The 22,667-nt window shown below is 68.0% G+C and carries 21 protein-coding genes; 11 read left to right on the top strand and 10 right to left on the bottom strand.

The features are described from left to right. Positions 1–5 precede the first annotated feature (5 nt). Positions 6–704, top strand: a complete 699-nt coding sequence (locus AZH51_RS15830) for a DUF6801 domain-containing protein (protein ID WP_291525816.1) — start codon at positions 6–8, stop codon at positions 702–704. A gap of 153 nt (positions 705–857) precedes the next feature. On the opposite strand, the gene AZH51_RS15835 is transcribed toward AZH51_RS15830, so the two are convergent. Further along, entirely contained in the window at positions 858–1,169 is a 312-nt protein-coding gene (locus AZH51_RS15835; protein WP_291525817.1) for a chorismate mutase, read from the bottom strand. Continuing rightward, positions 1,169–3,301, bottom strand: coding sequence for a UvrD-helicase domain-containing protein (locus tag AZH51_RS15840; protein WP_291525857.1), 2,133 nt, complete (start codon positions 3,299–3,301; stop codon positions 1,169–1,171). Before AZH51_RS15840 ends, AZH51_RS15835 begins: the two co-directional genes overlap by 1 nt. A 456-nt stretch (positions 3,302–3,757) precedes the next feature. Here AZH51_RS15840 and purD point away from each other — a divergent pair, with 456 nt between their 5' ends. After that, entirely contained in the window at positions 3,758–5,035 is a 1,278-nt protein-coding gene (gene purD / locus AZH51_RS15845; protein WP_291525818.1) for a phosphoribosylamine--glycine ligase, read from the top strand. Here the strand turns inward: purD and AZH51_RS15850 are convergent. Then, entirely contained in the window at positions 5,028–5,234 is a 207-nt protein-coding gene (locus AZH51_RS15850) for a CsbD family protein (protein WP_291525819.1), read from the bottom strand. The two genes, purD and AZH51_RS15850, sit on opposite strands and share 8 nt — an antisense overlap. Positions 5,235–5,339: 105 nt before the next feature. On the opposite strand from AZH51_RS15850, the gene AZH51_RS15855 reads away from it, so the two are divergent. Beyond that, complete coding sequence (locus AZH51_RS15855; RefSeq protein ID WP_291525820.1) at positions 5,340–6,236, top strand: phosphoribosylaminoimidazolesuccinocarboxamide synthase; 897 nt, start codon at positions 5,340–5,342, stop codon at positions 6,234–6,236. Positions 6,237–6,239: 3 nt separating this feature from the next. Here the strand turns inward: AZH51_RS15855 and AZH51_RS15860 are convergent, their stop codons facing one another. Both AZH51_RS15860 and AZH51_RS15865 read right to left on the bottom strand, forming a co-directional pair. After that, positions 6,240–6,665 (bottom strand): PPOX class F420-dependent oxidoreductase, encoded by a 426-nt coding sequence (locus tag AZH51_RS15860; RefSeq protein WP_291525821.1) that lies wholly within the window; start codon positions 6,663–6,665, stop codon positions 6,240–6,242. Between the two features lie 11 nt (positions 6,666–6,676). Continuing rightward, positions 6,677–7,549 carry an alpha/beta hydrolase gene (locus AZH51_RS15865; protein WP_291525822.1) on the bottom strand — a complete coding sequence of 291 codons (873 nt, stop codon included), beginning with the start codon at positions 7,547–7,549 and terminating at the stop codon, positions 6,677–6,679. A gap of 168 nt (positions 7,550–7,717) precedes the next feature. Here AZH51_RS15865 and AZH51_RS15870 point away from each other — a divergent pair, with 168 nt between their 5' ends. From AZH51_RS15870 to AZH51_RS15895, 6 genes are read left to right on the top strand one after another with little or no spacing between them, the layout of a single operon-like run. Beyond that, a complete protein-coding gene (locus tag AZH51_RS15870; RefSeq protein WP_291525823.1) occupies positions 7,718–8,371 on the top strand; it encodes an HAD family phosphatase in 654 nt (217 codons plus the stop codon). Further along, positions 8,368–9,579: a sedoheptulose 7-phosphate cyclase gene (locus tag AZH51_RS15875; RefSeq protein WP_291525824.1), complete on the top strand. Its 1,212-nt coding sequence runs from the start codon at positions 8,368–8,370 to the stop codon at positions 9,577–9,579. The genes AZH51_RS15870 and AZH51_RS15875 overlap by 4 nt, the downstream gene beginning before the upstream one ends. Next, positions 9,576–10,409 carry an O-methyltransferase gene (locus tag AZH51_RS15880; RefSeq protein ID WP_291525825.1) on the top strand — a complete coding sequence of 278 codons (834 nt, stop codon included), beginning with the start codon at positions 9,576–9,578 and terminating at the stop codon, positions 10,407–10,409. Before AZH51_RS15875 ends, AZH51_RS15880 begins: the two co-directional genes overlap by 4 nt. Continuing rightward, positions 10,409–11,185, top strand: coding sequence for a TauD/TfdA family dioxygenase (locus tag AZH51_RS15885; protein ID WP_291525826.1), 777 nt, complete (start codon positions 10,409–10,411; stop codon positions 11,183–11,185). Before AZH51_RS15880 ends, AZH51_RS15885 begins: the two co-directional genes overlap by 1 nt. Continuing rightward, positions 11,182–12,504 (top strand): hypothetical protein, encoded by a 1,323-nt coding sequence (locus AZH51_RS15890; RefSeq protein ID WP_291525827.1) that lies wholly within the window; start codon positions 11,182–11,184, stop codon positions 12,502–12,504. Before AZH51_RS15885 ends, AZH51_RS15890 begins: the two co-directional genes overlap by 4 nt. Then, complete coding sequence (locus AZH51_RS15895; RefSeq protein WP_291525828.1) at positions 12,504–13,571, top strand: hypothetical protein; 1,068 nt, start codon at positions 12,504–12,506, stop codon at positions 13,569–13,571. The genes AZH51_RS15890 and AZH51_RS15895 overlap by 1 nt, the downstream gene beginning before the upstream one ends. Here AZH51_RS15895 and AZH51_RS15900 read toward each other — a convergent pair. Further along, complete coding sequence (locus AZH51_RS15900) at positions 13,507–14,292, bottom strand: spermidine synthase (RefSeq protein ID WP_291525829.1); 786 nt, start codon at positions 14,290–14,292, stop codon at positions 13,507–13,509. The two genes, AZH51_RS15895 and AZH51_RS15900, sit on opposite strands and share 65 nt — an antisense overlap. An 18-nt stretch (positions 14,293–14,310) precedes the next feature. Between AZH51_RS15900 and AZH51_RS15905 the strand changes: the two genes are divergently transcribed. Together AZH51_RS15905 and AZH51_RS15910 are read left to right on the top strand one after the other, a co-directional pair. Further along, positions 14,311–14,682 (top strand): sterol carrier family protein, encoded by a 372-nt coding sequence (locus AZH51_RS15905; protein WP_367188063.1) that lies wholly within the window; start codon positions 14,311–14,313, stop codon positions 14,680–14,682. Next, a complete protein-coding gene (locus AZH51_RS15910; protein WP_291525830.1) occupies positions 14,679–15,518 on the top strand; it encodes an LLM class flavin-dependent oxidoreductase in 840 nt (279 codons plus the stop codon). The genes AZH51_RS15905 and AZH51_RS15910 overlap by 4 nt, the downstream gene beginning before the upstream one ends. 9 nt (positions 15,519–15,527) lie before the next feature. On the opposite strand, the gene ppc is transcribed toward AZH51_RS15910, so the two are convergent. The 4 genes from ppc to AZH51_RS15930 all read right to left on the bottom strand — a co-directional run bounded on the left by ppc (position 15,528) and on the right by AZH51_RS15930 (position 22,603). Continuing rightward, positions 15,528–18,347, bottom strand: coding sequence for a phosphoenolpyruvate carboxylase (ppc, locus tag AZH51_RS15915; RefSeq protein ID WP_291525831.1), 2,820 nt, complete (start codon positions 18,345–18,347; stop codon positions 15,528–15,530). Between the two features lie 104 nt (positions 18,348–18,451). Then, the gene (locus tag AZH51_RS15920; RefSeq protein WP_291525832.1) at positions 18,452–20,023 is read right to left on the bottom strand and encodes a family 10 glycosylhydrolase; all 1,572 of its coding nucleotides are present in this window, start codon (positions 20,021–20,023) and stop codon (positions 18,452–18,454) included. Positions 20,024–20,144: 121 nt separating this feature from the next. Continuing rightward, a complete protein-coding gene (locus AZH51_RS15925; protein ID WP_291525833.1) occupies positions 20,145–21,686 on the bottom strand; it encodes an ABC transporter permease in 1,542 nt (513 codons plus the stop codon). Next, positions 21,683–22,603 carry an ATP-binding cassette domain-containing protein gene (locus AZH51_RS15930; protein WP_367188064.1) on the bottom strand — a complete coding sequence of 307 codons (921 nt, stop codon included), beginning with the start codon at positions 22,601–22,603 and terminating at the stop codon, positions 21,683–21,685. Before AZH51_RS15930 ends, AZH51_RS15925 begins: the two co-directional genes overlap by 4 nt. Positions 22,604–22,667 lie beyond the last annotated feature (64 nt).

The raw sequence follows: 22,667 nt of genomic DNA on the forward strand, positions 1-22,667 counted from the left end.
ACACCATGACCACCACGATTTCCCGCCGCACGCTGGCAAAGGGCGCCGCTTGGTCGGTGCCGGTTGTTGCCGTCGCCGCTGCCGCCCCCACCGCATCCGCCAGCCCGGCCGACTGCATCAGTTCCGGCACGCTGTCCAACTCCACGTCCGGCGTCCCGGCCACGCCCAACTACGCCTGCGTGCAGACCGACGAGGCTGGTAACCCGACGGGCACGGGGCTGGGCAACTGGCGCGTCCAGATCATCGTCGCCACCTGCACCGCGGTGCACGCCGGGTCGACGTTGAAGACCCCTCCGCAGATCACCGCCAACGTGATCACCTCCACGACGGCCGGAAACGTGTTGCGCGGCTTCGGCGCCGAGACGGTCACCGGTGGTACCTCAGCAGCGGGGTACACCGCGACGGGCCAGGTCTTGAACTCCGGTGCCACCCGCACCGGCAACCTGAACATCGGCACTTTCCCGGTGCCCGCCTCCGGTGGTATCACCACGACCGCAACTGGCACGGGCTCCCTGGAGACCTCGACGACCGCGGGCACCATCAACATCGCCGCCGGCGACTTCACCGTGGTCCTGAACTGGACCGGTTCGGACCCGGACACCGGCGCCCCGAACAAGGGCACCAACTACATCAAGTGCACCACCGGTACGTCGACGGCCCCGGCGACCTCGGTCCCGCTGACCCCGGCGATCACGGTTCAGTGATCTTCGCCTAGACGCACTACGAAGGAGCCCCGCGGCGTACGCCGCGGGGCTCCGTCATGTCGTCCTGCGTACGCCACGCCTCCCCAGCTTTGGAACGCGATTCACCCTGTCAGCGCGATTTCGGGTGAATCGCGTTCCAAAAGTCTGTGGAGGTCAGGCTTCGTCAGACAGCACTCTGATCCGCTCGTGGTGGTGGATCACCTCGTCGATCACGAACCGCAGGAACTTCTCGCTGAATTCCGGGTCCAGACCCGCGTCCTGCGCCAACCCCCGCAGCCGCGCGATCTGCTGCTCCTCACGAGCGGGATCGGCGGGTGGCAGCTTCTGCTCGGCCTTGTAGGCACCGACGGCCTGGGTGATCCGGAACCGCTCGGCCAGCATATGGATCAGCGCCGCGTCGATGTTGTCGATCGAACGTCGGTAGCCGGCCAGCACCGCGTCAGGCGCGCTGTTTTGCGAACTCATCACGCGACCTCCAGCACGGTCATCCGATGCGCGGCCCGGGTGAGCGCGACGTAGGTGACCCTAGCGCCGCCCGCTGATTCCGCGGTGATGGCGTCCGGGTCCACGATGACCGTCGCGTCATACTCCAGGCCCTTGGTCGACATCGGATCGATCAGTACCACCCGGTCGTCCAGCGTGGTGACGTCGGACAGGACCGGCCGGTGCACCTCGGGAGCGATGACCGCGACCGAACCGTCCACCTCGGCAAGGAGGTCCCGGACCGCATCGTCGACCGCTGTCGGCAGTGCATCGGAGGCAACCGTCCGGCGCACCGGATAGACCCCCGTTTCCCGTACGGCGTTGGGAATGTCCGCGTCCGGCATCACCTTGCGGATCAACTCGGCTGCGGTATCGAAGATCTCGCGGGCGTTGCGGTAGTTGGTGTCCATGTGGAACCGCTGACGCTCCTTCGCACCGAACGCTTCGTCGCGGGCGGTCGCGGCCTCAGCAGCGTCATCCCAGGAACTCTGGGCGGCGTCCCCGACCACGGTCCAACTAGCAGTGCGGCCGCGGCGGCCCAGCATCCGCCACTGCATCGGCGACAGGTCCTGGGCCTCATCGACCAGCACGTGCGCGTACTCGCCACGCTCACCGATCGCACCCTGCAGCAGTCGCTCCCGCGCATCCTGTGGCGTGATCTGGAACGTCGGCGCGACCTGCGCGGAGGTGCCGCGCACCTCGACCTCGGACACGCCGTACTGGCCGACGTTCTCCAGCTCCTCGATCTCGTAGAAGCCGCGCTCCTCCTCCGGCTCGGGAGCGGCGATCCCCAGACGGGCGGACAGGTCGTCGATCAGGGCGACGTCGGCGACCGACCAGGTGCCGGTCGCGAGCGCGGTCTGCAGGGATGCACTCAGCACGGATTGCTGCTCCGCATCGAGCACCCCGTGTGCATAGGACGCCAAGCGGGACTCGTCCGCGAGCCAGAGCAACACCTCGCGCGGATCCAGCGACGGCCACCACGCCTTGATGAAGGCTTCGATGTCCCGGTGCTCGCGGAACCGGTCCAGGAACTCGTCGCGCTCGCCGTCGTGCACCTGCCGCCAGGCCGCCTCGGCCAGCGCGGACAGCGCCGCGTCCCGGCCCTGGTTGTGCTGGTGGTGACGCAGGATCTCGGCGCGGATCCGCTGCAGCTGCGGCGCATCGATCCGCACCGGCACACCGCCCACCATCGCCCGCAGCGCCGACGGAGCGGACGGCGGCAGGTCCCGGGCAGCCCGCGACAGCACCCGCCGGATCCGCAGCGACCCCTTGATCGCGGCAGCAGCCACCGGGTCGAGACGCGTCGCCGTGACCCCGCCGACCACGTCACCGAGGGACCGCAGGGTCACGCTGTCCTCGCCGAGAGAGGGTAGGACCCGCTCGATGTACGCGGTGTAGGCGGCCGAGGGCCCGACCACGAGGATGCCGCCGGACTCGAAGCGCCGCCGATCGGCGTACAACAAATAGGCCGCACGGTGTAGCGCGACCACGGTCTTGCCGGTGCCCGGTCCGCCGGTGATCTCGGTGATGCCGCGGCTGGAGGCCCGGATCGCCTCGTCCTGGTGGCGCTGGATCGTGGCGACGATGTCGCGCATCTGCGCGCCGCGGCTGCGGGTCAGCGCGGCCATCAGCGCGCCGTCGCCGACGACCACCATGCCGTCGGGCGCTTCCGGCACCATCAGATCGTCTTCGATGCCGAGCACCGTCGCGTCGCGACAGCGCAGTACCCGACGGCGCACAACCCCTTCCGGGGACACCGGCGTGGCGCGGTAGAACGGCGCGGCGGCCGGCGCCCGCCAGTCGATGACCAGCGGTTCGTACTCGTCATCGCGAACACCGAGGCGGCCGATGTACCGCACCTCGGCGTTGTCGAGATCCAGGCGGCCGAAGACCAGGCCCTCGTACTGGTGCTCCAGGGACTGCCGGCGGCGACCGGCGTTGAAAACCAGCGCGTCCCGTTCGAACAAACCGGTGATCTCCTCCTCGCGGGCGACGCCGACCCGGTCCGTGCGACCGCGCGACAGACCCTCAACCTCGATCAGCGCCGCGCGCTCTCCGGCCTTGGTGAGTTCGGCGTAGACGCGGTCGACATGGGCCTGCTCGTGGGCCAGTTCGGCGGTGAGCTCAGCGGCAGGGTCGGGTGCAGATGCGGCAGGTGCCGACGGGACCTCGACGGGTCCGGTGCGCGGCGTCGAGGCGTTAGGTGCAGTCACGAAAGGGTTCCCCATCAGGACACGAACGAGCGAACGGTCAAGTCTAGTCATCGCATCGTGGCAACCGCGCATCCGTTCCTGCAGAGAGGCAAACAACAATCAACATTCGGGTAATCAATCTCTCAATTGATCGGTGGTGGGGGTGGCGCTCAGCGGGGGTTGTGCCATGATGTTTGCGGCGGACACGTCCGTTGCGAGCCCGGTCCGTGCGTCACCGCGACCCCCCTCCGGTTGATCCGCGGGCTCGCGGTGGGTTCCTCCTGGAGGACCTCCCCCCTGACTTCCGGGAGGAACCCACCACCCCCAACACGTACGCCGATGGGCCGCCACCAGCCCCCAGTAGGCTTTCGCGGTGTGAAGGTTCTCGTCATCGGCAGCGGCGCGCGTGAGCACGCCATCGTGCATTCCCTGACCAACGACCCCGATATCAGCGCCGTGGTGTGCGCCCCCGGGAACCCGGGAATCGCGGCAGAGGCACAGGTCGCCGACCTCGACGAGATCACTGATCCGGCCGCGGTCGTCGCGGTCGCCCGGTCGGTGGCCCCGGATCTGGTGGTCGTCGGACCGGAAGCTCCGCTGGTCGCTGGCGTCGCCGATGCCCTTCGCGCAGAAGGGTTTTCGGTGTTCGGGCCGTCTTCGCAGGCAGCACAGTTGGAAGGCAGCAAGGCCTTCGCCAAACAAATCATGGCGGCCGCGGACGTACCCACTGCTCGTGCATACGTGTGCACGACCCATGACCAACTCGCCGAAGCACTGGAAGCCACCGGCGCGCCGTACGTCGTGAAAGACGACGGACTGGCCGCCGGCAAAGGCGTGGTCGTCACCGACGACCTGGCCGCGGCGACCGCGCACGGACAGGCCTGCATCGCCCAGGGCGGCACGGTCGTCGTCGAGGAATACCTGGACGGCCCGGAGGTGTCGCTGTTCTGCATCAGCGACGGTACCGACGTGGTGCCGCTGGTCCCGGCCCAGGATTTCAAGCGCATTTTCGATGGCGATGAGGGCCCCAACACCGGCGGGATGGGGGCCTACTCGCCGCTCGACTGGGCCCCGGACGATCTGGTCGAGGACGTGATGCAGCGGGTGGCCCGGCCCACCATCGCCGAGATGAACCGGCGCGGGACCCCCTTCGCGGGAGTGCTCTACATCGGTCTTGCCCTGACCTCACGCGGGCCACGGGTGGTCGAGTTCAACGCCCGGTTCGGCGACCCCGAGACGCAGGTGGTCCTGGCCCGTCTGGTGACACCGCTGTCGCAGCTGCTCCTGGCCTCGGCGAACGGCACCCTCGGCGACCTGCCCGAACTGGTCTGGAGCCAGGGCGCCGCGGTGACGGTCGTGGTGGCTGCTGCGAACTATCCCGCGGCGCCCCGGACCGGCGACCCGGTGTCGGTGCCCGCCGCTACCGAGACGTCGTACGTCCTGCACGCAGGCACGAAAACGACCGCCGACGGACTGGTGTCCGCCGGCGGCCGGGTGCTTTCAGTGGTCGGGTTGGGTGATGACCTCGGGCAGGCTCGGCAAGCTGCCTACGCCCTGGTCGATCAGGTGGATCTGACCGGATCCCAACATCGCACCGACATCGCGCTGCGCGCCGAAAGGGGTCAGATCGCCCTACCCGGGCTGATCAGCTGAGCGCGTCCTTGGCGTTCTGAGCGGCGCCCTTGAAGTCGCCGTCCTTGAGGTTCTCGCCAGCCTGCTTGGTGTTGGCCTCGGACTGGGTCGCCTGCCCCTCGGCCTGCTGCTGCTCGTCGCCGCGCGCCTTGCCCGTGGCCTCCTGGATCTTGCCCTTGGCCTCTTCGGCGAGATTCTCCAGGTTGTCCTTGAGTCCCATGACTGCTCCTTGTTGTCGATGATCCGTACCCGTCCAACCTGCGCGATGACAGGTCACCGGGCCACACCCCAACGGGGGGCGCGACGTACCGGGCAGAATGAGCCCATGAGTTCAGCGCCCGAACTTCCCGGTTACCAGCACGTCTACTCCGGCAAGGTGCGTGATCTCTACGCACCACTTGGCGCGGAGGGGGCCCCGCGTGAGGACCAGGTGCTGTTGGTCGCCTCGGACCGGATCTCGGCCTACGACTTCGTCCTCGACACCGAGATCCCGGACAAGGGTGCGGTGCTGACCCAGTTGTCCCTGTGGTGGTTCGAGCAACTGGCCGACCTGGTGCCCAACCACGTGATCTCCACCGACGTCCCGGCGCAGGTCGCCGGGCGGGCGGTCCTTGTCGAGCGACTGCAGATGGTGCCGGTCGAATGCGTGGCCCGGGCCTATCTGACCGGCGGCGGCCTGTCGGAGTACCAGACGACCGGTGCGGTGTCCGGTCTGCCGCTGCCGGCGGGTCTGGTCGATGCCTCGAAGCTGCCGGAGCCGATCTTCACCGCCTCGACGAAGGCGCCGATGGGTGAGCACGACGAGCCGATCTCCTTCGAGGTCGTCGCCGACACCGTCGGGCTCAACCTGGCCGATCAGGTGCGTGACCTGACGGTGCGAATCCTGCAGCGCGGCAACGATATTGCCCGCGATCGCGGGATCATCATCGCCGACACCAAGGTGGAGTTCGGGCAGCGCGCCGACGGCACGCTGGTGCTGGCCGACGAGGTCCTGACGCCGGATTCTTCCCGGTTCTGGCCAGCGGACGCCTGGGAACCGGGTCACCCGCAGGCGTCGTACGACAAGCAGTTCGTACGAGACTGGCTGACCGGCCCGGACAGCGGTTGGGAGCGCACCAGCGGCCACGAGCCGCCGGCGTTGCCCGACGACGTGGTCGAGAAGACCCGGGCCAAGTACGTCGAGGCGTACGAAACGCTGACCGGCCGGACCTTCTCGGCCTGAGCCTCAGCCGCGCGTGACGCCGACCAGTCGGCCGATCGGCAGGTGCAGGGGTACCCGGTGGTCGCGCACCATGGCGGCGCGGTACTCGTCCCAGTTCTCGTGCTCGCCGGCGATCGAGCGGTAGATGTCGACCAACTCATCGACGCTCGCGTCATCGGGTGATTGGGCGACCGGCCATAGCTGCGCGCGGGAGTCGAACGCGGCGTACGACCAGCCGTCGTTGCCGGTGACCAAGAAGTTGACCCGGGGATCGCGGGCGATGTTCTTGGCCTTGGCCCGGTCGGCGGTGATCGACACCCGCAGCAGGTCCCGGTCGCGGTCGTAGTGATACGAGACGACCGACTGTTGCGGGCGGCCGTCCTTGCGGATCGTGGCGAGAATGCCGTTGCGGTGGTCGGCGATCAGGTCCCGCAGCGCAGCATCGGTCATGGCGGTCTCCTCTACTTCCCGGCGAGGTCGAGTAGTTCGGTGAACATGTCCTCGGCGCGGCCGATCGCAACGGACAGGTGTCCCTCTCCCGGCAGGAGGTGCGTGACCGCGCCGGGCACGTTGGCCGCGAGCCACTCGCCGTGCGCGAACGGCACCATGAGGTCGTCAGTGCCCTGCCAGAGGCTCACCGGCACCCGCACGTCGGCCAGGTCGAACCCCCAGGGCCGCACGAAGGCCAGGTCGTCATCGATCCATCCGTCCGCGCTCAGGCGCAGGCCTTCGGCGAAGTTGGCGGCCATGTCCTGGCCGAACTCGTCGGTCAGGACGGCCAGGTCGGCAGGTGGCAACAAGCTGGCCATGCTCTCGCCGATCGCCTCGGGACCGCCGTTCTTGAGGTACTCCCGCGCCGCCTCGAGGTAGGTGCGCACCGCGGCCTCACCCTCGATCGCCGCGCCGAACTCCTCTACGTTGTCCTCACCCATTCCGGCGAGAAAATCCAGGTCCGGGGCGTCGTACGGCGCGACACCGGCAATCAGCAGCGCCGCCTTCGCGTGGGGCAGGTGGGCGGCGCAGGCCAATGCATGCGGACCGCCGCCGGACCATCCGGCGACGACGCACTCGTCGATCCCCAGCTCGTCCAGTACGGCAGCGGTGTCGGCGACTACGTCTGCGACCGCGCGGCCGGTGTGCCGGGCCGAGCCGCCGTACCCCGCGCGAGAGGTCGTGATGAAGCGCAGTCCGTTCTCGTGGGCGACCGATTCGAGAGCGCGGATCGGTGCGGCCGAGCCGGGGGTGCCGTGGTGGAAGAAGAGCGGGTAGCCGGTGTACGGCCCGCTGGTGCGTACGTCGAGGGCCCGCCCGTCGGACAGCGTGATCTGATCCATGTGGCCATCCTGCCGCGAACACCCTGGTGACTGCCGTGTCAACATCCCTGCAGGCACCACCCCGGGGATCGTTGCCGACGGACTGCGCGCCTCAGTACCGTCCTGCCCATCCCACCCCGCCCCGCCATTAATCCGCGCATTCCGCGCGGGTCGACGAAAGGGCTCACAATGCCGAGTCTCCTGCTTGGTTCCATAAGCACTATCGCCGATACCTCTGAGTTGCAGCGCTCCGCGTTCAACCAGGCGTTCGGTGAACACGGTCTCGATTGGCACTGGGACCAGGCGAGTTACCGCGACCTCCTGACTGGCAACGGGGGGAAGCAGCGGATCTCGCAGTACGCCGATGACCACGGTGACAGCGTGGACGCCGGTGGGGTGCATGCCACCAAATCGTCGTTGTTCCAGGACGCCCTGGCCGACGGCGTGACTGCTCGCGCCGGTGTCGCTGACACCGTGCGTGCAGCCCAGGCCGCCGGTTGGCGGGTCGGTCTGGTCACCACGACGGCCAGAGCCAACCTCGATGCGCTCTTCGCCGGCCTCGGCGGCGAGCTGAGCGCCGACGACTTCGACGTCATCGTGGACTCCGAGAGCGTGGACGACGCCAAACCCGACCCGACCGCGTACCGGTACGCATTGGAACAACTCGGCGAGGACGCCGCGTCCGCGGTCGCGGTCGAGGACAACGTCGGTGGTGTCGCCTCGGCGCAGGCGGCCGGCGTCACGGTCATTGCCTTCCCGAACGAGAACACCGCCGAGCATGACTTCGGCGACGTCCAGACCGTCGACCGTCTCGATGCGACGACGGTCGGACTGACCCGATGAGCGCGCTCACCGTTTCGGACTCAACGTTCACGATCGAAGCCACCGAGCGAATCGAATACTCGCTCAGTATCGTTGACGGGATCTTCAACACGGACCAGCCGGTGCTGCGGGACATCTTCGGGCCCTGGGGTCGGTGTCTGGCGGTGGTCGACGATGAGATCGACCGGCTGTACGGCGAGCAGTTGCGCTCCTACTTCGACACGCACGGAATCGCTCTGACGACCTTCGTACTGTCGATCGACGAGACCGGTAAGACCATGCGCACCGCAGAGCGGGTCGTCGATGCGATGAGCGAATTCGGTTTGGTACGAAAGGAACCCGTGCTCGTGGTGGGCGGCGGGCTGTCGACGGACGTCGCCGGTTTCGCGTGTGCCATGTTCCGCCGGTCAACGAACTACGTACGCATCCCCACCACGCTCATCGGTCTGATCGACGCCAGTGTCGCAATCAAGGTCGCGGTGAACCACGGCCACTCCAAGAACCGGTTGGGTGCCTTCCACGCCAGTCAGCAGGTCCTCCTGGACTTCGACTTCCTGGCCACGCTGCCGACCGACCAGGTCCGCAACGGGATGGCCGAGATCATTAAGATTGCCACCGTCGGCAACAAGGAGATCTTCGAGCTGATGGAGAAGTACGGCGAGGACCTGCTCGATACCCGGTTCGCCCGTCGCGACGGATCCCCGGAGCTGCGGTCGATCGCCGACCGGGTGACGTTCGAGGCGATCCGGACCATGCTGGAACTCGAAGTGCCCAACCTTCATGAGATCGAGCTCGACCGGGTGATCGCCTTCGGGCACACCTGGAGTCCGACCCTGGAGCTGACGCCCGAGCCGCCGTACTTCCACGGGCACGCCATCTCGGTCGACATGGCCCTGTCCGCGACCATCGCCGCCCGGCGGGGCTACATCCTGGAGAGCGAACGGGACCGGATCTTCTGGCTGTTCAGCAAACTGGGTCTGTCGCTGGACAGTCCCCACCTGACGCCCGACCTGCTGAGCCGGGCCACGGCCTCGATCATCCAGACCCGCGACGGGTCGTTGCGCGCGGCGATGCCACGGCCGATCGGCCAGTGCATCTTCATCAACGATCTCGACCACGAGGAGTTGGTGGCCGCGCTGGTGGAGCATCGCGAGGTCTGCGCGCGGTATCCCGCCGCCGGCATCGGGCAACAGGCCTTCGTCGGTTCGGGTGCGGTCCGCAAGTCGTGAGGATCGTCAGTGCCCCTGGGCACGCCCGGCCGGTGACCCCGGTCGGGCTGCTCGCCCAACAGTTGGACGACCTGGTCGTCGTTGCGCAGCACGAGTCACCCGACCTGGTGGACCGCCTCACCCGGGCGCGCGACCTGGCCGAGGGACTGGACGGGTACGTCGAGCGGTCGACCACCGCTGCCACCCCCGAGCTGCGGGACCTGGCCGCCAGGACCGCGGCCCACGACTGGAACCAGCATCGGGATGACGGCGGCCATCCCGGTCTGGAGCAGGAGATGCTCTCCGGGCACGTGGAGGGGCAGTTCCTGCGGATGCTGACCGCGGCCACCCGGGCTCGTCGCGTCCTGGAGATCGGGATGTTCACCGGGTACTCCGCACTGGCCATGGCTCAGGCGCTGCCATCCGGTGGTCTCCTGGTGGCGTGCGAGATCGACCCGGGGGCAAGCGAATTCGCCCGTACGGCGTTCGATCGCGCCGGTCTGGCCGATCGCCTCGACATCCGGATCGGCCCAGCTGAACACACTCTGGCCCACCTCGCGGACGACGGGGCAACGTTCGACCTGGTGTTCATCGACGCTGACAAAGCGGGCTACCACGGCTACCTCGACGCGGTGCTCGACCTCGGCTTGCTCGCCGACGGGGGCCTGGTCGTGGTCGATAACACGCTGATGCAGGGGCTGCCGTGGACTGCTCCGGGCAGCACGCCGAACGCCGCTGCGATCGAGAAGTTCAACGAGTTCGTTGCGGCCGACGAGCGGGTCGAGCAGGTGCTGTTGCCGGTGCGTGACGGCATCACCCTGATCCGCCGCAGTCCCAGAAAGGACCGATGATGCGTATTGCCATGCTGCGGCCGGTCGGGGTCGAGTTGACTGACCTTGATCTGCGCGACGTCGATGCGGCGACACTGGCCGGGTTGCCGGCTCTGCTCGCCGACCACGGGGTCGTGGTGTTCCGGGATCAGCCACTGGACGACACGGGGTTCCTGCGGTTCCTGCGGTCCTTCGGTGAGCTGATGTTCACCGCGGGCGAGACCCCCGTGCCCGGCTTTCCCGATCTGAAAGTGATCAGCAACGTGGGCCGGACTAGCCCGCCGCGCAGTGTGTTCCACGTCGACACCAGCTACGTGAGCCAGCCGCCGGCGTACACCGCGTTGCGCACGGTTGTGGTGCCGTCGCGGGGTGGCGAGACGTTGTTCACCAACCAGTACCGCGCCTACGAGACCCTGCCGCCCGAGGTCACGGCGGCGCTCGAGGGGCGGTCGATCACCCATCGCGTCACCGGCGTCACCGGGTTGGGTCCGGAGCAGGAGACCGAGGCCGAGCATCCGGTCTTCCGCGTGCACCCGGTATCCGGTCGCACCAGCCTGTATCTGTCGACACCCGCCCGGTGCGTCGCGATCAGCGGGATGGACCAGGAGGAGTCAGCGCGGACCGTGCAGTACCTCTTCGACCATTCGACAGCGCCGGCGAACATTCTGCGGCACGGGTGGCGGCCCGGCGATGTGGTCATGTGGGACAACGGTTGCGTCCTGCACAAGGCCGATCACTCCGGCGTCGACGGCGACCGGGTCATGCACCGCGGCATGGTCGCACGGTACGCAGCATGAGCGCCGGCAGCGTGCGGGCACGGGCCAGGACTGCGGGCGCCCTGCTCCTGCTGCAGGCGATGGCGCCCGCGAACCTGGTGATGACCGCCATCGCTCTGACGAAAGGGCGGTCCATCCAGCCGCCGCGCATTGATCCGTCCGGTCCGCGGCGGACGGTCCTGCTCAGTGGCGGGAAGATGACCAAGGCCCTGCAACTGGCGCGCAGTTTCCACGCTGCCGGTCACCGGGTCGTTCTGGTCGAGCAGGAGAAGTACCGCTGGAGCGGGCACCGGTTCTCCCGTGCGGTCGATGCGTTCTACCCGGTGCCCACACCGCAGGATCCGGGCTACGCGCAGGCGTTGTTGCGGGTGGTCCGGGCCGAGGGCGTGGATGTCTACGTCCCCGTCTGCAGCCCGGCCGCCAGCGTCCCGGATGCGCAGGCAGAAGCGGTGCTGTCGCCCTACTGCGAGGTGCTGCACGGCGATCCCGACACGATCGAGATCCTCGACGACAAGGAGCAGTTCATCGCGCTGGCGGCCAAGCTCGGTCTGAACGTTCCGGACTCGGTGCGCATCACCGAACCCGCGCAGGTGGCGAGCTTCGACTTCAGGGCCGGCCGATCGCCGTACGTGCTCAAGAGCATCTCCTATGACCCGGTCCACCGGTTGGACCTGACGCCGCTACCACGTGAATCACCCGCCGCCACAGCCGAGTTCGCAGCCAGCAAGCCCATTGCGCCGGACAATCCGTGGGTTCTGCAGCAGTACGTCGAGGGGCGTGAGTTCTGCACGCACGGCACGGTCCGCGAGGGCCGGCTGCAGGTCTTTGCCTGCTGCCCGTCCTCGCCCTTCCAGGTCAACTACCGGCACGTCGACAAGCCGGCGATCGAGGAGTGGGTGCGTGGTTTCGTTGGGCCGCTGCGCCTGACCGGGCAGTACAGTTTCGACTTCATCGAGGATGAGCACGGCGAGGTCTATCCGATCGAGTGCAACCCCAGGACCCATTCGGCGATCACCATGTTCTACCAGCAGCCGGAACTCGCAGCCGCCTACTTGCAGGACCGCGATGACACGCTGCGGCCGTCACCCACCGCGCGTCCGACCTACTGGCTCTACCACGAACTGTGGCGGATGATCACGGGTGAGGGCGGTCGCCGGGCACGCTGGCGGGTGATCCGGGACGGCAAGGACGCCATCCTGGACCCGGCGGATCCGTGGCCGTTCTTCATCGAGCATCACGTCCAGATTCCCCTCTTGCTGTGGCGAAACCTGTTGTCCGGCAAGGATTTCATCCGGATCGACTTCAACATCGGCAAGTTGGTGGAAGCGGCCGGCGACTGATGCGGCGCATCCTGCACCTCACCGGCTCACCCACCGACCCCGGACTTGCCGAGCTGTCCCGGCTCTACGCAGCCGACTGCCTGGCGGCGACAGCTGACCCGCAGCGCTATGAGTTCCTGATCGCGGACGTCCGACCAGGTGGGCAGTGGTGTTTCCCGGACACTCTGACCGCCGCCGCGATCGTTGCGGCACCGACGATGACGGTGTCCGAGGCGATCGCCGTCATCACGGACTGGGCTCCCGACGTCGTCCTCCCGCAGATGTTCTGCCCGCAAGGCATGACCTCCTACCGCGCGCTGTTCGAGGTGCTCGGCGTACCCGTTGTTGGCAACCGTGCGGACACGATGGCGCTGGGAGCCGACAAGGCAGCCTGCCGGGCGGTGGCGGCGGCAGAAGGGGTCGCCGTCCCCGATGGATATCTGATCCGGGCCGGGGGCCCGGCGTTCGAGCCGGCTCAGCTGCCCGTGGTCGTGAAGCCGGTCGCTGCCGACAACTCGTTCGGCGTGTCCTTGGTGCGGACCCTCGCTGAGTGGGACGTGGCCCTGAGCGCCGCCCGGGCGGAGGGTCCCGACGTCCTGGTCGAGCAGTTCGTGCCGCTCGGCCGGGAGGTGCGCTGCGCCGTCCTGGAGCGCGACGGCGAGTTGCTGGGCCTGCCGTTGGAGGAGTACGCGGTGGACCCGCAGACCGCTCCGATCCGCACGGCCGCCGACAAACTGCGGCGCGGTACGGGCGACCAGCTGGAACTGGTGGCGAAGGAAAAGTCCCGGGCGTGGATCGTCGACCCGGCTGACCCCCTCACGGCGCCGGTCCAGGAGGCGGCCCGGGCAGCGTTCCGCGCGTTGGGGTGCCGTCAGTATGGGCTGTTCGACTTCCGGATCGACCCAGCCGGGCGTCCGTGGTTTCTTGAGGCGGGACTCTATTGTTCGTTCGCCCGGCAGAGCGTGGTCGTGATGATGGCGGAGGCGGCCAGTATCCCGTTGTCTGTGTTGTTCGAGGAGTGTGTCAGCGCAGCCGCCACTGACCGGGGTCCGGCGGGGGCGGAGAGGGTTGCGCGTCAGCCGCGCTGAAAGGACGCGCGCTGGCCGCCAGTTTGGCGACCTGTTTCGGGCCGAGGGCACCGGTGGGTACGGGAGCTGACGCCGAGCGCCGTTGCAGCTCAGAGACGTTGACGGAATCGTTGCTCGCGACCAGCACGACGTTGCCGTAGCGGCGCCGTTTCAGGGTGTCCTTGGTGCTGAGAAGCACCAGCTGGTCGAAGGCGGTTGCTGCCCCTGCGAGGACCCGGCTGAGGTACCGCCAGTCCGGTTCGTCGGCTAGGTTCATCGTCAGCAGCGGGGCCTTGTCGGCGGCAGTCGCGAAGAAGTCGGCGGTCGTCAGACCGGGCGGCACCCTCCCCTCGGCGAATGCGTCGACCACGATCAGGTCGGCGCTCTCCGGTTTAAGTTGCGCGATCCCGACCTCACCTGTCAGCGGGCGAATTCTGATCCGATGGCCCCGGGGGAGCGGCACCTGCACCCGCACCTGCTCGGTGAGCGCGGCATCGGGTTCCAGCACGATCTGCGGCGAGCCGGGCCGCGTGTGCTGGATGTAGCGCGGCAGGGTCAGCCCGGCGCCACCGGCATGGGTGACCCGCAGCGGACCGCCGGGCTGGGTGTCGACGATGATCCCGAACTGTTGCTGGTACTCAAAGGCGAGGAATCCCGGATCGTTCGGATCGACGTACGACTGGGGGTGCCCGTCCAGCAGCACGGTCACCCCGCCACGCTCATCGGTCACGAACTGCGCCACCGGCATAGATTAGGGCTCGTGAGTCCCGCGCGCCGAAAGATCGACCCGATGCAGGGGCGTACGGCGCTCGCGGGCTGGGTGGGCGGCGACCGGGAGCGATCCACGGTGGCCACCGCGGTGCGCTACTCACTGGAGGAGCTCGGGCTGGTCGCGCCCGGCCGCTCGGTCGAGGTCCGGGTGCCGCCGTACGGCGCGGTGCAGGTGATTGCCGGACAGGTGCACCGCCGCGGGACCCCGCCCAACGTCGTCGAGATGTCGGCCGACACCTGGCTGGCACTGGTCGTCGGTGAGCTCGGCTGGGATGAGGCCCTGTCCTCCGGATCGGTCAGCGCGTCCGGCGGCCGCTCCGATCTGACCCCCTACCTGCCACTGATGAGGAGTCCCCGATGAGAGTCGGCATCACGATCCTGACCGACGAACCATGGTCAGTGACCCGGTCTCGCTGGCAGCGCGCCGAGGAACTGGGGTTTGATCACGCGTGGACCTACGACCATCTGGTGTGGGAGGGGCTGCCCGAATCCGATTGGTACGGAGCGATGCCCGTGCTCTCGGCGGCTGCGGCGGTGACCTCGCGCATCGGCCTCGGCCTGCATGTGACCTCACCCAACTTCCGGCATCCGGCTGCTTTCATCCGGGAGATCCTGGCGGTCGACGACATCAGTGACGGCCGGTTCCTCATCGGTGCTGGTGTCGGCGGCAACCTCGATGCGCGCACGCTCGGCTTGGACCTGCCACTGAAGGAACGGGTTGCGCGATTCCAGGAGTTCGCCCGGTTGCTGCGGCGCGTGCTGGACGAGGACCACGTGTCGTTCGACGGGACCCACTTCACCGCGGTGGACGCGCGCACCCGGCCGGGTGCGTCACGGGTGCCGTTGCTCATCGCGGCCAACGCGCCGCGCAACCTCCGCCTTGCTGCGGAGATCGGCGACGGCTGGGTGACGTACGGCAAGAAGTCCGATGCGGACGAGGACTGGTGGCGCAGCGTCGCCGAATTGTCCTCGCAGTTGGACGATCTCGACGTCGCGCCGGACTTCCAGCGCCACCTGAGCGTCGACATCCAGCGGTACGCGCTGACCAGTGCCGACTACTTCGAGGACGTCCTGGGTCGGGCGGGCGAGCTGGGGTTCACCGACGTGGTGACGCACTGGCCGCGCCGCGAAGGTCCCTACGCCGGTTCCGAGGATGTGCTCGAAACCGTTGCAGCGCAGGTACTCTCGCGGCGCTGACCATCTGCGTCAGCCGGTGTTGCGCAGTCCGGTCGCGACACCGTTGATCGACAGCAGGAGAGCCTGCGTCAGATCCGGCGTCATCGAGTCAGGATCCTTGCGGGCCCGGGCGAGCAGGTCGACCTGCGCGTAGGACAGCGGGTGCAGGTAGATGTCGCGCACCTCGAAGGTGCGCTTCAGGCTCGGCTGCGCTTCCAGCAATTCCGACTCGCCGGTCAGGTTGAGCACCTCGGCCACCGTGAGCTCGTACTCGGCCTTCACCTTCTCGAAGACGCCATGCAGCTCTTCCGGCACCAGTGAGTCCACGTAGTGTGCTGCGATGTCCAGGTCGGTCTTGGCCAGGGTCATCTCCACGTTGGAGATGAACGTCTTGAAGAAGTGCCACTCACCGAGCATCTCCCGCAGGACCTCCTCATGGCCGGCGTCGCGCGCGGCCTTCAGGCCCGACCCCACGCCGTACCAACCCGGCACGATCTGCCGCGACTGGGTCCAGCCGAACACCCACGGGATCGCCCGCAGGCCGGAGATGTCACCACCGGAGTCGGGGCGGCGCGAAGGCCGCGAGCCGATGTTGAGCTCACCCAGTTGCTCGACGGGAGTAGACGCGAGGAAGTAGGCGAACAGGTTCGGATCCTCGACCAGGCCGCGGTAGGCGGCGTAGGCGGCGTCGCTGACCGACGTCATCAACTCGTCCCACTGCTCCAATTGGCCTGGCTTGTGGCGGGATTCGAGGTGCAGCACCGACGCCGCGAGTACGGCAGCCACGTCGAGTTCGAGGTTCTCCAGCGCCAGCGTCGGCAGCGAGTACTTGTCGGAGATGACCTCACCCTGCTCGGTGAATTTGATGTCACCCTTCAGCGTGCCGTAGGGCTGGGCCAGGATCGCGTCGTACGTCGGACCGCCACCACGCCCGACGGTGCCGCCACGACCGTGGAAGAGCCGCAGCTTCACGCCGTGCTTCTCGGCCACGTCGCGCAGCGCGCGTTGGCCACGGTGCAACTCCCACTGAGAGGTGGTGATGCCGCCCTCCTTGTTGGAGTCGGAGTAGCCGAGCATGACTTCCTGCAGGTTGCCGCGCAGTTCGACCAGTTTGCGGTAGGCCGGATCGGACAGCAGTTTGTCCAGGACCGGCCCCGCGAGGCGGATCTCCTCGACGGTCTCCAGCAGCGGGGCAAAATCCAAGCGGGAGAAGGGTTCCCGGTCCGGTCCACCGACCAGGTCGACCAGACCGGCCTGACGGGCCAGCACGATCGGGGCCAGCAGATCGTCCGCCTTCTGGGTCATCGACACGATGTAGGTCTCGATGACCTCCGGGCCGAAGGTGCCCTGCAATTCCTTGATCGCCTCGAACGTGCCGTAGGTGCGCGTACCCCACTCATCCAGCGGCGGCGGCGTGGGAGCCAGCGGCCGGGCGGCGAGCAACTCGTCCGCGAGCAACCGGAACTTGCTCTCCCGGTCCAGGTCGGCGTACGGCACATCCTGCTCGCCCAACCGGTCGACCAGGAGCCCGACAGCGTGGTGGTGGGCCTCGGCGTGCTCACGGACGTCAAGTGAGGCCAGGTGCAGACCGACCTGGCTGATCGCCCGGATCGCTTCTGCCACAAGCTGGTCGGCGATCAGATCGCCGCCGCCAGCACGCAAGGACTCGTCGATGATCTTCAGGTCAGCGAGGATCTCGGCCCGGTCGGCGTAGTCGTGCCCAGGAACGTGCGGGGTGCCATCGGCGATCCGCTGCGCCGTGTGTCGCACCTTCAACTGCATGGCCGTGACCTTGAGCCGGTAGGGCTCGTTGGCGTTCACCACGAGCGCGCGCGGGTCGAGGTCGGGAAGGTTGGCTTTGTCCTCTTCGATGGAGTCCAACAGGGCCTGGCTCACGACGGCGTGGTCGATGGAGGAGGACAGTTCGCGGACCAGGATCCGAAGCTGACTCTGGATGATCTCGGTGGCCACGGTGTTGTGCAGGCGAAGCACGTTGAGGGTCACCGCCGGCGTGACGTTGGGGTTGCCGTCGCGGTCGCCGCCGATCCAGGAGCCGAAGCGCAGCGGCAAGTGCTCCGGCGGCAGCTTCACGTCGTGCTCGGCCAGCAGGTCCGCGAGCTCGCGGCCCAGGGCCGGCAGTGCATCGGTGAGGATGCTTTGCAGGAAATAGATCATGTGTCGTGCTTCGTCGACCGGGGTCGGCCGGTTGCGTCGCACGATGTCGGTCTGCCAGAGCAGGTCGATCAGCTGGCCCAGTTCGCGGTCGTCGCTCACCACCGCACGGCTGCCCTCGGGGTGGTCGCGGTGCAGCACGTCGGCGACGCGGCGCAGTTTGGTGAGCGTTGAGCGACGGCTCGCCTCGGTCGGGTGGGCGGTGAACACGCTGCGTACGTCGAGGCTCGCGACGCCTTCGGCGAGTTGGTCGACGCCCTGTTCCTCGACGATTGCGGCGACCGTGCGCGCGAGCCAGCCGTCCTCCGGCGGCCGCGATTCGATGTCCCGCTCCCGGGCCACCTGCTCGGCCATGTTGGCCAGGCTGAAGTAGACCGAGAACGCGCGGACCATCTTGTTGATGCTCGCGTCGGGCTGCTCGGCGAGGATCTCCTGGACCTTCGCCACGGCTTCATGCCGGACCTCCGCTACACCCGACTCCCTCGCTCGCTTGGCCCATCGGCGTACCAGCTCCACCAGGGCCAGCGTGTCATCGCCCTCCTGGCGGGCGATGCTCTCCCCCAGGAGGTCGGCCACCCGGCGTACGTCGCGGCGCAGCTTCTCGTCGATCACCTTGTCGTTCTCGAGGTTGTCGACGTCATCGTCGGGCGCTTGGCTGAGGGCTGGGGCGTCGGTCATCGGACCTCCTGCTGGACGTGGGAATCGCAGGCTCCATTGCCTGCCGACACCCTACTTGCCTCCTTCACACCGGGGTGTCTCTCGTCTCAGACGGTGACCTTTCCTCAGGAGGTGAGGGCGGCGCTCTCGTTCGACAACCGATCCAGGGCGCTCACGGCGTAGGTCGCACCGGCCACAGGAGCCGGATCGGTCCAACAGGTCACCCAGCCCGCGGAGCGGACCGTGGCCACGAGATTGCGGGCGTCGGCCAGATCGGCAGAGGTGACGGGTCGGCCGGCAACGCGATACACGGCGTACGTCGAGGTGTCACCTGAGCCGGCCAACCACGTCAGGCGCCCGCCCTCGGCGCGCAGGTTGCGGATCGGGCGCGGCGCACGGCGGGTCAGCCACGGGGTCGCCGGGGTGAGCGCGGGCTTGCTGTACCAGGTCTGGTTGAGCAGGGTGGTCGCGCCGAGGGCATCGGCGCGCACGCTCTTCGCGGAGAAGTAGATGTTGCCCTCAACCTGCGGGTACTGGGTGTTGAACTGCAGGTGGGAGCTGAGCTCACCAGGGTCGTTCCAGTGCGGATCGGCGTTCGCACCGACCTTGTAGGTGGCCTGCCCGATGTAGAGGTGCGTGCGGCTGTGGCTGGTCACCTCGGCCCACCAGTCGGTGACCTTGGCGTAGTCGGCAGCGGTGAACCCGATGGACCAATACACCTGCGGCACAATGTAATCCAGGAGTTGGTCCAGGACCCACTGGCGCGTGTCGGCGTAGAGGTCGTCGTAGGTCTGCGCGCCGGCGGTCGTGTCCGAGCCGCGCGGGTCGGTCGCCTTGTTGCGCCAGATGGCGAAGGGGGAGACGCCGAACTGCACCCAGGGCTTGGCCCGCTTGATCGCCTTGTTCAGGCCGTAGACGAGGTCGTTGATGTTGGAGCGGCGCCAGTCGGCCAGGGACTTTCCGCCGCCGTACTGCGCGAACTGCGCCTCGTCGTCGAAGGTCTTGCCCGCCACCGGGTAGGGGTAGAAGTAGTCGTCGAAGTGGACCGCGTCGATGTCGTAGCGCCGGACGGCGTCCATGATCGCGTCGATGCAGAACTGGCGGACCTGCGGGATGCCCGGGTTGTAGTAGAGCTTGCCGCCGTAGGGGATGGTCCATTCCGGATGCTGGCGGGCCGGGTGGCTCGGTATCAGCGTGCTGGGGTCCTCGGTCATGGCGACCCGGAACGGGTTGAACCAGGCGTGCAGTTCCAGGTTGCGGGCGTGCGCCTCGGTCACCGCGAAAGCCAGTGGGTCCCAGCCCGGGTTCTGGCCCTGCGTGCCAGTGAGCCACGCCGACCACGGCTCGAAGCGGGACGGCCAGAACGCGTCCGCGGTCGGTCGCACCTGCAGGATCACCGCATTGTGCCGTTGCTGTTGCGCGAGGTCGAGCCAGGCACGCAGTTCACTCTGCTGCTGCTCTCTGGTCAGCCCCGGCTTGGACGGCCAGTCGATGTTGGCGACCGTCGCGACCCATAAGGCGCGGAAGTCGCGCTTGGGGGTGTGCGGATCGGTGCTGACAGTGCCGGGTTTCGGCTGCGGGATCAGCCGCTGGCCGCGTGGTCGGTGCGTGGCCTCGGCCGGGCTGAGACCTGCGGTGGCGACGGTGGCTGCAGCGGCGGCGGCGGTCGTGAGGGCGGTGCGACGGGTGAGGTCCATGGTTCCTCCGGTGTGAGTGGTCGTTCTCACACCGAAGCAAGTTATTGCCGGCCCATGGGGTTATCGGGGCAATAATTTTGCTGCGCAGTGATTAGTGGGGAAACAATTTTCTTCAACCATTTCAGGTGACGTTGAGATGGCGACTCGCCCTCGCGGCGATCGCACAGAGCGCCGCCGTCAAAGTCAGCATGACTACCGTTGCGAGCGGATGGTGGTCGCCGTCGGGCAGCTGCGGAACCATCGCGAACGGCGAGATTCGGAGTGCAGCCGCGGGCACCACGGAGAATTCGACCGCTAGTTCCAGGAGCTCGTACCCGGCGATGAGTGCGTAGCTGACCAGGGCGGCCGCCCGCGGCGCGGTCGCCAGGAGAAGGGTTGTCACGGCGATCAGCACCCACGCCGCGGGCGTTCGCGCGACGCTCGCGACCACTAACTGCCACGGGCCGTATCGACCGGCGGGCAGCTGGCCGACGGCGATCCCGGCGCCGATGGCCAGGAGGAGCACAGTGCTCGCGACACCACCGGCTGCGGGATAGGACAGCAGCCAGCGGGCTCGCGACACCGGTCGGGCGAGGAGGTGTTCGGCGCGACCCGACGTCACCTCATCGCGCAGGCGTAGGGCGATCTGGACCCCCAGCAGGGCCGCCGCCAGCGGGGCGAGATACAGCGTCATCGCCAGCAGGCCCGAGCCGCCCGAGCCGAGCTCGAGATGGGCTTGATCATCGACCGTCGATGCCAGGGCTCCGATGAGAACCCCCAGGGCAGCGCCCGTCACGGACCAGCCCAGGGTCGCGGCGCGGGTGGTCTGCCACCCGAGGGACACGGGCCCGCGCAGGTGCGGATCGGCGTACGTCGGGCCTGATCGATCACCGACCAGAGCGGCGCCGAGGTCGCGGCGTGCGCTGATCGCCAGCGCGCAGCCGGCCAGCGTCCCGGTCAGGGCGAGGACGGGAAGGAACATGACGGGGTTCCTGGCGGCGAAGGGTTGAACGGCGGTGATCCAGCCGAACGGGGAGATCCACGCGCCCCGCCCACCGAGCACGTCACCGGCTCCGCGGACGCAGAAGAACGCGGCGGTCGCGCCGATGGAGCACGCCGTGGCCCCGCGGGGGCTACGGACCAGTTGTGCGGCCAGAGCGCTGACTGCCGCTGACACGAGTCCGAACGACGCGACCTGGGCTCCTGTGAGAAGGGATCCGATCCTGTCCCCACCCACGCCCGCCATGCCGGTCGCCGTGACCAGGCCCGCCCCGAGCGACCCGGTGCCGGCGACGGTGAGCGCACTGACCAACGGCGCGGCGCGCCCTGCGCCCGGAGCCAGCAATTCCCTGGTGCCGTCCTCCTCGGCCGTCCGGGTGTTGCGCACAACCGTGAGCGCGGACGCGACGCCCATCGCGAGGGATGCGACCCCGAGCAGCCGCCAGGACGCAACGTTGCCGATGTCCGTGCCGTGGATCGGCCCGATGACGAATCGCTCGCCGCTGCTGGCGTTGACGGACCGAGCAAGCTCCGCACGACTGGTCAGTGTGGGGTAGGTCTTGGCGATGCCGGCCGCGATTCCGCTGAGCACGGCACCGGCGGTGAGGTACCACGCGCTGCTGCGGAAGCGTTCGCGGCGCACGGTGAGGTTGAGCACCGGTCGGAGAGCGGCGAGTGCAGTCACGACGAGACCTCGCTGCGGGCGCTGGCCGCCGGGTGATCGTCGCGCTGGTAGTAGTGCAGGAACAGGTCTTCGAGGGTCGGGGGAGTCACCGTCAGCGTCTCGATCCCGTAGGCCGCCAGGCTGCTCATCAGGGCGTCGAATTCGGTGGTCGTCAGCTCGACGGTCCGGCCGTCCTGGCGCACATGGCTCACGCCGTCGAGGCGCTCGATGCCGACCGGCTCCTCTCGCAACTGGGCGGACACCACGGTGGTGTCGTGCCCGCGCAACTGCGCCAAGGTCCCGGTGTCGATGACGCGCCCGGCACGGACGACGCTGACCCTGTCACACAGTTGTTCGGCCTCGGACAGGATGTGGCTGGACAGCAGCACCGTCGCCCCATGGTCACGGGCGTGGCGCACGCAGTCCTTGAAGACCTCCTCCATCAAGGGGTCCAGGCCGGAGGTGGGCTCGTCAAGAATCAGCAGGTCGGGCGAGGTACTGAACGCAGCGATCAGGGCGACCTTCTGGCGGTTGCCTTTCGAATAGCTGCGGGCCTTCCGGGAGGGGTCCAGGTCGAAGCGTTCGATGAGGTCGTCGCGGTCGGAAGAGACGTCTGGTGAGGTGTCGGCGGAGACGCGGATCAGTAGATCGATGATCTCGCCACCGGTGAGATTCGGCCACAGGTTGACGTCGCCGGGAACGTAGGACCAACGTCCCCGCAGCGCTGGCCCTGCCGACCAGGGATCCTGACCGAGCACGCGCACCGATCCCCCGTCGACCTTCAAGAGGCCGAGCAGGATGCGGATCGCGGTGGACTTCCCTGCGCCGTTCGGACCCAGCAGGCCGTGCACTTCGCCGGGTCGAACGCTCAGATCCATCCCGTCAAGGGCCCGGGTCGACCCGAATGACTTCGTGACGTTGCGCATCTCAATGACCACACTTCGCACGTTACACGAAATACGTGAATTAAATGAAGGTCAGATAGGTTGGCGGTGATCGGGC

This window comes from Branchiibius sp. NY16-3462-2 (assembly GCF_001594145.1).
GTDB lineage: Bacteria > Actinomycetota > Actinomycetes > Actinomycetales > Dermatophilaceae > Branchiibius.